Origin of the sequence: Phaeodactylibacter xiamenensis, assembly GCF_965229835.1 — a bacterium.
Lineage (GTDB): Bacteria > Bacteroidota > Bacteroidia > Chitinophagales > Saprospiraceae > Phaeodactylibacter > Phaeodactylibacter xiamenensis.
This window is the reverse complement of the sequence record NZ_OZ245931.1, coordinates 4,434,856-4,449,092: the sequence shown is the minus strand read 5'-3', so window position 1 is coordinate 4,449,092 and position 14,237 is coordinate 4,434,856. Positions and strand designations below refer to the sequence as shown.

The window sequence follows — 14,237 nt, the reverse complement described above, 5'->3', positions numbered from 1 at the left end:
AGGCTTTAGTTCGTTTTTCGGAGATTTTGCTTTAGCTGGCGTTCCACGGCAGCAAACAGCTGGTCCGGTTCGAAGGGCTTGAATACGTGGTCATTGAAACCGATTTGCTGGAACTGGGCCTGCTGGGCAATATTCGCATGAGCGGTGATGGCCAGGACCGGCAGGCTTGCCACTGGTTCTGGCATCTGACTGCGGATAATCTTAATGGTTTCTATACCATCCAACACCGGCATTTGGATATCCATAAGCACCAGGTCGATCGATTTTGACCCCAGGATGTCTAAGGCCACCCGCCCGTTATCAGCAACTTCAACCTGCACATTGGGCCATTTTTTCTGAATGGTCCGCTGTGCCACCATCTGATTCATTTTATGATCCTCTACAATGAGCAAGTTAAAGGACAGGTCTTCAGGCACCTTCACCGCTACATTTTGGGGCGCGGAGGGCTTTTCTGTGTAATCCAGCCAAAGTTCAAAGAAGAAACGGGAGCCTTTACCCTGCGTACTTTCTACCCTAAGCTGCCCTCCCTGAAGCTCTACCAGCTCTTTCGCAATGCTCAGTCCCAGACCGGTGCCTTCATAAATCTTGTCAGCGACCGGTACACGGACAAAAGTCTCGAATATTTTGTCCTGCTGCTCCTCAGGAATGCCAACTCCTGTGTCCCGGACTTCAAACAGCAGTTTCACACGGCCTGGCTGCTGCTCGCGATTAGCAACCCGGAGCTCGACTTCGCCCCGCTCTGTGAATTTTATAGCATTCCCAACCAGATTGTACATAATCTGATTGAGCCGCAAGGCATCTCCTATCAGCGTCTGGGGCACATCCGCATCAATATTTAATTCGAACTTTAACTCCTTTTCACGAGCCTTATATCTTAGTACACTCATCAGGCTGCATAGGAGCTCACCCGGGCTGAAAGACTTGCGTGCAATGACAACTTTGTCATTCTGAATGGTAGACATGTCCAGAATATCACTGATAATGCCAAGCAATAAATCTGAAGACCGCTTGATCGCATCTACATATTCAAACTGCTCTGTATTAAGTGGGGTCTCAATGAGCAGATTACTCATGCCCAAAATGGCGTTCATGGGCGTACGCATTTCGTGGCTTATGCTGGCAATGAATTGTTCCCGGACCTTAGCAGCCTGCTCTGCCACGTCCCGCTCTTTCTTGAGCTCTTGTGCCTGCTTACGTTCTGTGATATCCTGTATAATCCCATTGAAAAAAGCTTCTCCGTTGGAAAGCATAGCGGACGTACAAATCATGGTTACAAAACGGGGACTGCCGTTTTCAGGGCGGATCCAGGTATCAATTTGAGCTTTTTTATCTTCCAGTGCCTGGTTTTGCAGCGTCATGAAAATAGTGAATACCCCTTCCTTTTCCAATAGGTCTCCGCAGGTGATTTTTTGGTGGAACGGCCGGCAGAAAATCCGGTATAGCTCTTCTGACCCGGAGAAGTAATGCTCACTAGGGCTGCACTCCCAATGACCGATTCTTGCCATCTGCTGGGTCTCTTCCAGGCGGTTGAGAATGCTGCTTCGTTCTATCGAAAAGCGCAGGGACTTGGCCAGTCCGTCTTCATTGAATTCTCCTTTCACCAGAAAGTCCTGAGCGCCGGCTTTGACCGCCTCCACACCAAGCGATTTGTCATTTTGCCCGGTCATGACGATGACGTTCAGCTTGGGAAACTGGTACAATAAAGTCTCAAGGGTAGTGAACCCACGGCTGTCTGGCAGGCTCAGGTCGAGAAGAACAGCTGCATAGTTATTGGGGTGTTGCTGAAGCTCAGCGATACCGTCTGCCAAATTGCTAACATGGGTGATGGTGCAGTTGAGAAGCTCTACATCTGAAAGGTAGACCTGCACCAGGCGCGCGAAAATCATATCATCTTCAACCAACAGGATCTGATGTGTCTTTTCGATTTTGGCACTGCCGTCCATATATCAGTGTTTAGCGGGAAATAAACATAAAGTTAGCACCCAGATCGCTAAGGACAAAAAGGCAAAGGTTTTCTCTTGGATCTTTGTAGACTTCCCGGAAGTTATCCACTTTATTCATCTCGATAACCTTTTTTGTAGCCAGCTCTTCCAGCGTACTCGCGTGCACCGACCATGCCGGGCCATCCTCCGCTTCGTGGCTTAGCAAGGCTATGCCAATATCCACCGCGTCCATCTGGTGTACGATAAATATGGGATAAGACGAGACATCCTGATCAAGGATGGTATCCGCAGCCTTACCAATAACAGGAAGGTAAGGCTTGAGCTCGGTTTCCAGACGCTCTATTTTGGCGTGTATAAATTCCTTGTTCATAACAGCACTAATTAACGCAGCTCCAGCAGGGCTACATTTTCAATATGGTGGGTGTGGGGAAACATATCAACCGGCCTTGCTTTAACGACCCGGTACTTCTCGCTCAGCAATTGCAAATCGCGGGCTTGTGTGGCCGGATTGCAACTCACGTACACCATACGTGGAGCAGCGAGTTCAAGCAGCATGTCCACCACTTTGGCATGCATGCCGGCACGGGGCGGGTCGGTAATGAGCAGGTCAGGCTTCCCATGCCGTTCGGCAAAGTCAGCGGTCAGTATGTCCTTAACATCCCCTGCGTAAAACACCGCATTCTCAATATCGTTGAGGCGGGCATTGACTTCCGCATCCGCGATGGCTTCCGGAATTTCCTCAATCCCAACTACTTGCCTGCAAGCCTGAGCTACATACAGTGCAATACTGCCAATACCGGTGTAGAGGTCATAGACGTTTTCCGTGCCCTTCAGGCCGGCAAATTCCACTACCGTATCATAAAGCACTTTGGCCTGATAGGTATTGGTTTGAAAAAAAGACTTGGGGCCCACCTTGAAACGGACGTCGCCCAGTTTTTCTTCCACATAACCTTTTCCGGCATAGGTATGCATATCGAGATCGTACAGGAAGTCATTGACCTTGGTGTTGATGCAGTAGCAGACCGTTGTGATTTGAGGAAAGCGCTCCATCACGGCATCCATGAACGGTTGATACTTTTTGGGCTCATCTTTGTGGAAGCTGAAGAGCACGAGGATTTCACCTTGTGTGGTAATGCGGAACATCACCTGCCGCATAAAGCCAGTGTGCTCCCGGGCATCGTGGAAAGTCAGGCCCTGCTCCAGAGCAATTTCCTTAATACCGTTGCGCAGGTCATTGGAAGGGTCGGGCTGCAGCCAGCATTTATCAATATCAATGACCTTATCGAAAGCGCCGGAACGGTGGAAGCCCAGCACATCAGCTTTATTGGTGATGCCAGACTCGATCTCTTCCCGGGTCAGCCAGCGTTTGTTGGAAAAGGAAAACTCAAGTTTGTTACGGTAGAAAGTGGTCTGTTCTGCTGCACCAATAGGCAGGAATTCTTCGATCTCTACTTTGCCAATTCGACTAAGGGTATCGCGTACCACTTTTTCCTTTTCGCGCGCCTGTGCCTCATAGCTGAGGTGCTGCCACTTGCAGCCACCGCATAGCCAGAAGTGCTCGCAAACCGGCTCTGCCCGGTCGGGGGAGTAGGACTTGATTTCCTGTGCCGTGCCCATAAGCACGCCTTTCTTTTTGCGCTTGACGAGTACATCGGCCACATCGCCCGGTACCACCCCTTCTGCAAAAATGACTTTGCCCTCGGCATCTCTGCCTACCGCCCGGCCTTTATCAGCTATGCCCGTAAAGCGAACATTGGTATATACTTTTGGCTTTTTTCTCCTGCCCATTTTTCCTGATTTTCGGAGCAAAGGTAGGCAAAATGATGGGCGTAGCTAAGTATAAAATCCTGAAAGGCACAAAGGTCTGAGCTGAATATTGTATATTTATTGCGAACAAAAAGCGCTCACTCTAAAAAATCTTATCCGTATGCTCACACGCTTAATCTGCCTCCTTCTTTTTCTGATGGGTATCAGCTTCACTGCATGTACCCCTTTCACTGAAGTTCAGGCCAATCAATCCTCTTATAGTCAGAAGTACGCTGACCGCATAGACGAAGGGTCCACGCACCTGGTCAGTACCTACTACACTTCCTGGGAACGAACACTGGAGGGGACCTTTGTCTTCAAGCAATATTACCCTTCCACAGGCGTCATGACAGATTACGAGACCTACCTGAATCGCAGCCGAGAGACCCCCCAAGGCCCTTCAAGGCGATGGTACGATGATGGTACTCCCTGGTGGGAGGGGCAGCATTTACAAGGTAAAGCCGAAGGTCAGTGGAAGTACTTTTACAAAAATAGTGGTAAACTGGAAAAAACCGGGCACTATAAATCCGGGAAGAAAGAGGGTTTATGGGAAACCTATGGAAAAGAGGGAAAGCTGGCGTCTGTTTATCATTTCCGCGAAGGTAAGGAAGATGGTGACTTTCAGGTATACCACGATAATGGGAAACTATTCAAAGAGGGAGAGTACCAACAGGGAGAGCTGCTCTGGCGCACCACCTACGACAGCACCGGGCAAGAGATAGACCTGCCGGAAATGGAAGAGCAAATGCCCATGTACATGGATGCGGCATGCCTGGAGCTCGAAGGAAAGGAGCGAAAAAGGTGCGCAGATAAACAAATGCTCGGGGTCATTTACAGAAGTATCCGCTATCCTGAGTTTGCAGTGAAAAGAGACATTGAAGGCACCGTGATTGTACGATTTGTGGTCAGGAAAAATGGTCAGATTAATGATATAGAAGTACTCCGGGGGCTTTGTGACCCTGTCCGGGAAGAAGCCATCAGGGTAACTCAGCTACTGAACGAATGGCAACCCGGTCAGCAGAATGGTGAACCTGTAAATGTCCAGTTTATGCTCCCGATCCGGTTTAAACTCAGATAATGATCAGGTTACCTCGCTCCCTTTCCTCACCGGTACCAATTGCGCCAGTTCTTCATCCGTAAAAAGACGGGAGCGGATGATAAACCGAATGCCCAGGGGGATTTCCAGTGAAAAGCTGGAGCCCCTTCCCTTGGTGATGCCTACAGTAAGCTGTGTGTGCTTCCAGTATTCAAACTGATCATTAGACATCAGGAAGGGGCAGCCGTGGATCTCTCCAATCCAGACATCATTATCGTCCAGTAGCAATTCGCCCCTCGCAAAGCACATGGGCGCAGAGCCATCACAACAGCCGCCACTTTGGTGGAATAGGAGCGGGCCGTTTTGTTCCCTCAATTGATCAATGACGTCCCGGGCCTCGGGAGAGACCAATACGCGATGTACCATTTCTTTAGCTTTTCTGGTTAGGAAAAAAAGACAGGCTCACCATACACGAATGCCTGGTAAGCCTGCTCTAGTTTTATTGATTTACGTCCTAAAAGAAGCCAAGGGCTTTCTTGTCATAGGAGATCAGCATATTCTTAGTCTGACGGTAGTGGGCGAGCATCATCTTGTGATTCTCGCGTCCAATACCTGACTTTTTATAGCCACCGAATGGAGCGTGAGCTGGATAAGCGTGGTAGTTGTTCACCCATACGCGCCCTGCTTCCACAGCACGGGAAATCTGATAAGCCTGATGCATATCGCGGGTCCAGACACCGGCTCCCAGCCCGTAGAGCGTATCATTGGCAATCTCAATCGCTTCAGCTTCATCCTTGAAGGTAGTTACACAAACTACGGGACCAAAGATTTCTTCCTGGAATACCCGCATCTTGTTATTGCCTTTCAGGATGGTTGGCATAATATAGTAGCCGCCCTGCAGGCCTTCGTTGTAAGCCGCTTCGCCTCCGCAGAGTACCTCAGCGCCTTCCTCTTTGCCGATTTCAATGTAGTTGAGAATCTTCTCATACTGATCGCTTGAGGCCTGAGCGCCCATCATCGTAGACAGGTCAAGCGGGTGCCCCAGTTTAATGGCTTTGGTGCGCTCCACGACCCGTTCGATGAAAGCGTCAAAAATGCTCTCTTCCACCAGCATACGAGACGGACAGGTACAGACCTCACCCTGATTGAGGGCAAACATAACGGCACCTTCCAGGCATTTGTCGAAGAAGTCATCATCCGCATCCATGATGCTCTTGAAGAAGATATTGGGCGACTTGCCACCCAGCTCCAGGGTAACCGGGATGATATTCTTGGATGCGTACTGCATAATCAACTGCCCCGTGGTGGTTTCTCCCGTAAAGGCCACTTTGTTGATGCGGGGGTTAGATGCCAAAGGCTTTCCGGCTTCGATACCAAAGCCGCTCACGATGTTGAGCACACCGGCTGGCAGGATATCCTGAATCATTTCCATCATTACCAGAATACCGACCGGAGTCTGCTCAGCAGGCTTCAGCACCACACAGTTGCCGGCAGCAAGCGCAGGAGCCAGTTTCCATGCTGCCATCAGGATGGGGAAATTCCAGGGGATAATCTGCCCAACTACACCAAGAGGCTCTTCTACATTGATACAAACCGTATTAGCGTCGAGCTCGCTCATACTGCCTTCCTCTGCCCGGATGACTCCGGCAAAGTAGCGGAAATGGTCAACGGCCAGTGGCATATCAGCAGCCATAGTTTCACGGAGTGGCTTCCCGTTGTCCCAGGTTTCCACGCGGGCCAGCGTTTCCAGGTTTTGCTCCATCACATCCGCGATTTTGAGCAAAAGGCCGGATCGGTAAGCAGCAGCAGAAGTGTTCCAGGCTGGAGCAGCTGCCCAGGCAGCATCAAGTGCCAGCTCAATGTCTTCTGCCGTGGAGCGGGCAACCTTAGTAAAGGTGTTGCCATCTACAGGTGAGGTATTTTCGAAGTATTCTCCTTTTACAGGAGCTGTCCATTTGCCTCCTATGAAGTTATCGTATTGTGCTTTAAATTTTGGCGGGCTCAGTTTATCCTGAGCAATTGTGGATGCACTACTCATAATCTTAGTTTCATTTTCTGTTTTTGTAATACCTGAATTCAAAATCGAACCATGCATTTTCCGGAGCAACGCCGGTTTGTCGAATTCAAATTTTTAACCCTACAGCCATTCCGGAATTTTTTTACGGAACAACTTCCTGAAAGCAAAATTATGATGGTTTTCATCCGTAAGTTTGACGTATTCTCTTACAAACTTGTACTATCCTAGCAAAGAAAGTATGACATGCCGCCTAAATCGTAATTTTATTTGGCAGGTCTGGTTAGGAATAGGATATTTGAAGAAGATCAGGGAGGATAAAAAATTTACTTCGGAAATAACGGCAGCAAAATTACTTAGGCTGCTGAAACAAGAAAAATACCTCTTCCCCAGCATAAAAACAGCGACTTAGTATGCAGTTACCTCAAAACTTCTCCTTGTACCGCCGCCTCGATACGTTGGTAGAGAACAAGACTTCCTTCACCATGGAACAAGCTGAAGTCAATGTTTTTGAAACCCATCAGCAAGCCGAAGAGGTATTGCTGAAGTTCCACCAACCGGTTTTTGCCAGTATGATCCGGGGGAAAAAGGTAATGAAACTGCGGGAGCAACCGTCCTTTGAATTCCTGCCCGGCGAGTCGCTGCTACTGCCGGCAGATGAGACCATGTGCATCAATTTTCCGGAAGCCGAAATTGACAACCCCACGCATTGCCTGGCTATGACACTTTCGGAGGATCAAATCCGGAAAACCATTCAGTCCCTCAACGAGTCAGCACCTAAGGGGGATGGGGAAGAATGGGCTTTCACCCCCAGCAGTTTCCATTTTACGAATACGGTGGCGATCAAGCAAATCATTCAGCGACTGCTGTTCCTATGTACGGAAGACCACCCCTCCAAAGACCTGTTTGCCAATCTGATGCTACAGGAGCTGATCGTACGGATACTGCAGGCGGAAGCACGGGCCAACTACATTGAGCAGGGGCAGGTAGATGACAACAACCGCTTGTCCTTCGCCATAAGGTTTATACGCGAGCACCTGGGGGAGTCACTGACCGTGGAACAAATCAGCCAGAAAGTCTACATGAGCGAATCCAACTTTTACCGGGTATTTAAAGACCACTTCGGCGTCACCCCGGTGGAGTTCATCAACAATGAGCGGATAAAACTGGCGCGTCGTATGCTGGAGGACCCTACCCGAAAGGTACAGGACGTCTATCTTTCTGCTGGTTTCAACAGCGGGTCGTACTTCAACCGGGTTTTCAAGCGCAAATACGGGCTGTCGCCAAAAGCCTACCGGGAGCAGGTGATGGGGAAATGCTAGGGCCTGATCTAAAGCCTTAGTAAGCGCTTCATATCCAGTACCAGCCCTTCTTCCAGGCTAATTGGACCTGCTCAGTTGTAGATTTGCCCTGCTTTTGTGGCTATCTCAATTTAAGGGAATAAACTTGAAATGGCAATAAAAGACGAATGGCCAGCCCATCACAGGCGGCCATCCGAAAATATGTAGTAAAATTACTGTCTTCCTTACTCAGGTTTGATCAGTTCAGCCTGCTTGGCGTAAGCACCGGACTTCAGCTTATCAGAAATCGCGGTAAAGGCCTCAATGGTCTGATCAATATCGTCCTGGTTGTGCGCTGCAGTCGGAATGAGGCGCAGCAGGATCATACCTTTCGGAATCACGGGGTACACGACCACGGAACAGAAGATGTCGTAGTTATCGCGCAGGTCTTTCACCAGCACCATCGCTTCTTCCACAGAACCATGCATGTAGACCGGTGTCACGCAGCTGGATGTATTGCCCAGGTCGAAGCCGCGGTCGCGCAGGCCTTTCTGCAGGTTGTTGGCATTTTCCCAGAGCTTATCTTTGAACTCCGGTCGGGTGCGCAGCATCTCGAGGCGTTTGATGTTACCGATGGTTAATGGCATCGGCAGCGACTTCGCAAAAATCTGAGAACGCAGGTTGTAGCGCAGGAACTCAATCACTTCGCTATCGCCACCTACAAAGGCACCGATACTGGCCATAGACTTCGCGAATGTGCTGAAGTACAGGTCGATGTCATCCTGCACACCCTGCTCTTCACCCGCACCGGCACCAGTGGCACCGAGGGTACCGAAACCGTGCGCATCATCTACCAGCATACGGAAGCCGTACTCTTTTTTGAAAGCAACGATTTCCTTCAGGATACCCTGATCGCCGCGCATACCGAATACGCCCTCTGTGATCACGAGGATACCGCCGCCGGTTTGCTCCTGGAAGATCTTCGCCTTCTTGATTTGCTTCTCGAAGCTTTCAATATCATTGTGCTCAAAAGGCAGCCGCTTGCCGATGTGCATGCGAATGCCATCGTAGATACAAGCGTGGCAGTCTTTGTCGTACACCACGATATCCTTGCGCGTCAGCAGGGAGTCCACGATGGACATGATGCCCTGGTAGCCGAAGTTGAGCAGTAGCACTTCCTCTTTGTGCACAAATTCTGCCAGGTCCTGCTCCAGTTTTTCGTGGTAAGACGTCTCGCCTGACATCATACGGGAGCCCATAGGGTAAGCCAGGCCCCAGTCGCGGCTGGCCTCTTCGTCCACTTTTCGGATTTCCGGGTGGTTGCCCAGCCCCAGGTAATTATTAACGCTCCAAACGATTTTTTCTTTGCCCTGGAATTGCATGCGGCTGCCCAGCTCGCCCTCGAGCTTTGGGAAGGTATAATAACCGTGCGCCGTACGGGACCACTTGCCCAGCGGCCCTCTGTCTTCCAAAAACTTTGCAAATAAATCCATAAAGAATTTGATTTGATGATGATTACCAGACTTTTTCAGCCTGTTTTTTGTCCACCCACTTGCCCCATTTAGCATTGTAGGTATGGACTTTTTTGGTTTGTTCGCCGGTGGTATCCACAACGGGGTATCCCTGATTCACCCACTCGAAAATACTGCCGTACAAATTATAAACCTTGGTAAAGCCCCGCTCCCGGAGCTGTTCCGCCACTTTTTCGCTGCGGTAACCAATAGAACAGTACAGTACCACCGTGCTATCTTTGGGCACTCCGTTGAGTGCTTGTTCGTCTAAATTTTTATAGCCGAGAAAACGGGCGCCCTCAATATGGCTCACCTCATATTCTTCCCGGTTTCGAGCGTCAAAGATATAAACTTCATCCTGAATATCCCTAACCTCCTGAACGCCAATTATTGGGACCGTAAAGCTCAGCATGCTGCTGATCGTCTCATCAAACTTCGGATTGCCTACTGGCGGGCGGTCCTCCGGCGGTTGTGTACAGCCCGGGCGGCCCAGCATCAGTACTCCAATGATTACGGAAAAAAAACGCATGGTTTTTACTTTTAATTGACGAAAATCAGAGCTGAAGCGGGCCTTTACCGACCTTATCAGCAATCCAGCGCCCGTCTTCACAGTATGGTACCAATTCGGCATGGATAAAGTTTTCAACGTCTTCCTTTATTCGGTCCGGGAAGAACAAATGCAGGTTCGGCCCGGCATCCAGGCTGAAGTACAGCGGGTGCCCGGTTTCCTTTCGGTACGCCTGCACCTTATTAATAAGTGTAATGGTATGAGGTTGCATCAGGATGTAAGGTGGGTTGGAGGCCATCATGAGAGCGTGCAGGGTGAGCGCCTCGCTCTCCAGAATGCGCCCAAAATGGTCCTCATCGCCCGTACGGAGGGCGCTTAGCAGGTCGTGCATGTGCTGACGAGCCTGCTGATAGCGGTTGGTGGCGTAGATATTGCCTTCCATCAGGCCGTGCCCGGCCCGGCTTGACACTGATTTCTCTCCTTTGCTCACAATCAGGATGGCATCGTGGTAGGTCTTGAACACCTCATGCACCTGATTGGCCATAGGGATGGCGTACAAGTCAGAAGACCCGGGCACTTCGCCCATTTCCCCCCACAAGGCCAGCCCTGCGTATACCGAGCGGCTTGCACTGCCGGAGCCCAGGCGGGCTACATAGGAGGCTTTTTGCCGAAAGGCGTCATCGTCACTGAGCGTGCCGAAGAGTTCATCCTCTATGGTACACAGGCACAAGGCCAAAGCACTCATACTTGATGCTGAAGAGGCAATACCTGAAGAATGAGGAAAGGAATTCGTGGAACGTATCGTCCAATCCAGCTGGTTCAGAAAGGGAAAAATCTCAGTGATGCTTTCCAGGAACGCTTTGACTTTTTTGGCGAAAGCTTCGTTGGGGCTTCCATCAAAGTAGAAATCAAGAGCGATACCCCGGTCCGCACCCTTTTTGGGCGCATAGGCTACCTCCGTCTCGGTATAGGCGCGGTCCAGGGTGAAACTGATGGAAGGGTTGCGCGGCAACTGCCGCCCGTGCTTTCCCCAGTACTTGACGATGGCGAGGTTGGAAGGGCTGCGCCATACAATACGCCCAGGCTGAACCTTGGCCGTTTCGAGTACCAATTTTGGGTTTTTATAATCCATTGACATGCGTTGCGTTTTGGGTCTCACAAAAGTAAGGTTTAAACCCTTACGATAAGAAAGTCGGAGAGGAGATACTGGAAATTTAGCCTGACCTGTACTTAGCCTGACCTGTAGCCGACCAATCAGAATGTTTTCGTTTGATTTCCTCAACCAAAATGGCATTTTAGTGTCTCTTGTTTACCAATCGGCGCTTTATGCCTGATTGATTTCAATCGGGACAACCAACCTGAGCAACACCTTATTCCGAGGCACACCTATTAATTGACCTAATAATCATCTCAACAAAATGAAACCACTCTACTTATTTATTGCCCTATTTGTTTCGCCCTTCCTACTGTTGGCTCAGTCGGAATGGGACACCATAGCTCCCTTACCAAACAACCTGGTGACAGACCACTCTTATGCCTTTGCGCTGGATGGTAAAGGATATCTTGTTGCCGGCGCGGATGAATTCAGCTACCTGGATATTTTCTTTCAGTATGACCCCGAAGCCGACACCTGGACAGAGCTGGATGACTTTCCCGGTGGGTTCCGGGGCTTTGGCATTGGCGATACCTGGGACGGTAAAGCCTACTTTGGATTTGGATTTAGCGGTTCATCCTACATGCGCGACCTTTGGGTCTTCGACCCTCAAACCGGTGAATGGACGGAGCTGGCACCATGCCCCTGCCAGGCCAGAATACATCCGGCATTTATTGCGCACAACGATAAGATATTCGTAGGCATGGGTGGTTCGGCCAATGGCAACCTCCGGGACTGGTGGGAATATGACATGGCTACAGACAGCTGGAGCCAGAAGCCTAGCTTCCCTGGTGCACGCAGGCACCACCCTTTTCAATTTGGGCTAGGCGACTATATCTATACCGGCTTTGGGCATGGCGACAACTTTATTTCTAACCAATGGTACCGGTATGACCCGGCTACAGAAGAATGGACCGAAGTGGCCACGCTGCCCGCTGAAGGGCGCGTAGCCGGCACCCAGTTTTCCTACAACGGCAAAGGCTATGTGCTGAGTGGGGACGGAGGAGACCATACTTCTATGGAAGAAGGCGAATTTTGGTCTTATGACCCGGAGTTGGACCTTTGGGAAGAATTGCCGCCGCACCCGGGCGTTTCCCGCTGGGCCCCTGCCTCTTTCCTGCTTGATGGCTGGGTTTATCTGCTGGGCGGCCCCTCAAATGTAAATGGTACACTAAATTATTCCCCTAGCGATAACTACCGCTATCAGCTGGAAGAAATCAGCAATACGCCTGAAGAGCTGCCCACTCAGCCGGAACTGTTTGAAGCTTTCCCTAATCCGTTTTCCAGCCAGGTGCAGCTCAACTGGCTGACCAACGAAACAGAAGGCCTCGTCCGCGTACTGAACAATCAGGGGCAGGAAGTTTATCGGGCCAGGGGACTACTCCCCAACCTGACACTCGACTTTTTGCCTGCCGGCATTTACACTATTGAGGCGACTATTGGGCAGGAGCGTACCGTAAAACGCATCACTAAGCAGTAAAAAAACAAGCCAGCCTGGGATTACTTCCAGGCTGGTATTTTCTTTTTTTGTGCAGAAAAGGGGCATTTGCCCCTTTTTTTTATGTCAAATTTGAATATTATCGAGCATTTTTTCGACTACACTTATGACAAAAAAGACTAACAAATTAAAATATTAAATAATATAATATCATTTTGAAGGGTTTTAGAATCTAGTTCACAAAAAATACATTTTTATTGTTTTGACAAATCACTCTTTTTGTAGTTGTGAAGGTGTTTTTCTGCCCGCATCTTTGTAGCGTAATCAAAAGGGAAATACAATCCCGACCAAAATTCAAATCTCTATCAACTTAATTTGTGCTATGAAAAATTTAATGTTTGGAGCCCTCGCGCTCATCACCGCCCTCACACTTGGAAGCTGCAACCTGCTTGACGACAACAGCTCGCCCGGCGGCAACCCCTTTAGTACTGTTTTTAACCCGGATGCTGTTTTCAGCCCATGCGATGATGGTGTGGACGCCAGCTACAGCGACCTGCCCGCTGCCGCTCAGGATTATATTCAGGCCAACTTCGCCAACTGGGAGGTAGACGATGTGGACCGCTACCTGGAAAATGGCGATGTACGCTTTGGTGTAGAACTCGACAGCCTCAACCTGGAATACGAGCTGCTCTTTGACGCCAGCGGCAGCCTCATTAGCTCCGGACCTGATAACGACGATACCTATATCAGCATCAGCGACCTGCCACAGGAAGTACTCGACTACCTGGAAGCAGAATTCCCAGGCATGGCGATTGACGAAGTCAGCATCGACGTAGAGTACGGCCTGGAGTTCTTCGAGGTTGAACTATACGATGATCTGGAAGTCTACTTCTCTATCGATGGTATATTCGTATGCAGCGAAAATAGCGATGGCAATGATGACGATGATGATGGCGACGATGACGACAACGGTAACGACGACGATGATGATGACAATGGCAATGATGACGACGACGATGATGACAACGGCAATGACGACGATGATGATGATGACGATGACAACGAAGTCAACAACCTGCCAGCAGGCGTAAGCGAGTTCATCAACAGCAACTACCCCGGCTACCAAATCGACGAAGCCTATACAGAGGAGTTCTGCAATAACACCAACATCCTTGAAGTAGAAATCGAAATGGGCAGTCAGGATATTGACCTGTACTTCGACCTCGACGGCAACTTCCTCTTCGAAGGGGACGACATCAGCACGGCTTCCCTGCCTGCCGCAGTAGTCGCTACCTTAAATGCGCAGTACCCTAACTACAATATCAACGATGCAGAAATGCTGACCCTGCCTGATGGCAGCATTCAGTACTGGGTAGAAGTAGAAAACGACGATGATGATGATGAAGACGAGTACGATGTGGTACTAACTGCAGATGGCAGCATCATCTGCAGCTTCGAAGACTAAACGACACAAATGCTATGAAAACGAAAATTTAGTTTTCCCCCGTATTCAATTGCAGAAGGAGCCATCACAGATGGCTCCTTTTT

12 protein-coding genes are annotated in these 14,237 nt (G+C 49.8%); 4 read left to right on the top strand and 8 right to left on the bottom strand.

All coding sequences use genetic code 11. The annotated features are described in order from the left end of the window. Positions 1–5: 5 nt before the first annotated feature. Genes ACO08I_RS16950 through rlmD form a run of 3 tightly spaced genes read right to left on the bottom strand, consistent with a single transcriptional unit; the run spans position 6 to position 3,731 of the window. A complete protein-coding gene (locus ACO08I_RS16950; protein WP_282776097.1) occupies positions 6–1,943 on the bottom strand; it encodes a hybrid sensor histidine kinase/response regulator in 1,938 nt (645 codons plus the stop codon). A gap of 10 nt (positions 1,944–1,953) precedes the next feature. After that, positions 1,954–2,313 (bottom strand): hypothetical protein, encoded by a 360-nt coding sequence (locus tag ACO08I_RS16945; protein WP_282776099.1) that lies wholly within the window; start codon positions 2,311–2,313, stop codon positions 1,954–1,956. A gap of 11 nt (positions 2,314–2,324) precedes the next feature. Further along, the gene (gene rlmD / locus ACO08I_RS16940) at positions 2,325–3,731 is read right to left on the bottom strand and encodes a 23S rRNA (uracil(1939)-C(5))-methyltransferase RlmD (RefSeq protein WP_421946553.1); all 1,407 of its coding nucleotides are present in this window, start codon (positions 3,729–3,731) and stop codon (positions 2,325–2,327) included. A gap of 139 nt (positions 3,732–3,870) precedes the next feature. On the opposite strand from rlmD, the gene ACO08I_RS16935 reads away from it, so the two are divergent. After that, positions 3,871–4,827, top strand: coding sequence for a TonB family protein (locus ACO08I_RS16935; RefSeq protein WP_421946552.1), 957 nt, complete (start codon positions 3,871–3,873; stop codon positions 4,825–4,827). Positions 4,828–4,830: 3 nt separating this feature from the next. On the opposite strand, the gene ACO08I_RS16930 is transcribed toward ACO08I_RS16935, so the two are convergent. Further along, complete coding sequence (locus ACO08I_RS16930; protein ID WP_282776105.1) at positions 4,831–5,211, bottom strand: DUF779 domain-containing protein; 381 nt, start codon at positions 5,209–5,211, stop codon at positions 4,831–4,833. An 88-nt stretch (positions 5,212–5,299) separates the two neighbouring features. Then, positions 5,300–6,823, bottom strand: coding sequence for an aldehyde dehydrogenase family protein (locus ACO08I_RS16925; RefSeq protein ID WP_282776107.1), 1,524 nt, complete (start codon positions 6,821–6,823; stop codon positions 5,300–5,302). Between the two features lie 389 nt (positions 6,824–7,212). Here ACO08I_RS16925 and ACO08I_RS16920 point away from each other — a divergent pair, with 389 nt between their 5' ends. Then, positions 7,213–8,121 (top strand): AraC family transcriptional regulator, encoded by a 909-nt coding sequence (locus ACO08I_RS16920; protein ID WP_044218509.1) that lies wholly within the window; start codon positions 7,213–7,215, stop codon positions 8,119–8,121. A gap of 203 nt (positions 8,122–8,324) precedes the next feature. On the opposite strand, the gene ACO08I_RS16915 is transcribed toward ACO08I_RS16920, so the two are convergent. Genes ACO08I_RS16915 through ACO08I_RS16905 form a run of 3 tightly spaced genes read right to left on the bottom strand, consistent with a single transcriptional unit; the run spans position 8,325 to position 11,236 of the window. Continuing rightward, the gene (locus ACO08I_RS16915; protein ID WP_282776110.1) at positions 8,325–9,572 is read right to left on the bottom strand and encodes an aminotransferase class I/II-fold pyridoxal phosphate-dependent enzyme; all 1,248 of its coding nucleotides are present in this window, start codon (positions 9,570–9,572) and stop codon (positions 8,325–8,327) included. Between the two features lie 22 nt (positions 9,573–9,594). Beyond that, complete coding sequence (locus tag ACO08I_RS16910) at positions 9,595–10,119, bottom strand: rhodanese-like domain-containing protein (RefSeq protein WP_052515868.1); 525 nt, start codon at positions 10,117–10,119, stop codon at positions 9,595–9,597. 25 nt (positions 10,120–10,144) lie between these two features. Next, positions 10,145–11,236: a diphosphomevalonate/mevalonate 3,5-bisphosphate decarboxylase family protein gene (locus ACO08I_RS16905; RefSeq protein WP_421946551.1), complete on the bottom strand. Its 1,092-nt coding sequence runs from the start codon at positions 11,234–11,236 to the stop codon at positions 10,145–10,147. 280 nt (positions 11,237–11,516) lie between these two features. On the opposite strand from ACO08I_RS16905, the gene ACO08I_RS16900 reads away from it, so the two are divergent. Beyond that, positions 11,517–12,731: a kelch repeat-containing protein gene (locus tag ACO08I_RS16900; protein WP_421946550.1), complete on the top strand. Its 1,215-nt coding sequence runs from the start codon at positions 11,517–11,519 to the stop codon at positions 12,729–12,731. 340 nt (positions 12,732–13,071) lie between these two features. Then, positions 13,072–14,154, top strand: a complete 1,083-nt coding sequence (locus ACO08I_RS16895; protein WP_282776116.1) for a PepSY-like domain-containing protein — start codon at positions 13,072–13,074, stop codon at positions 14,152–14,154. Positions 14,155–14,237 lie beyond the last annotated feature (83 nt).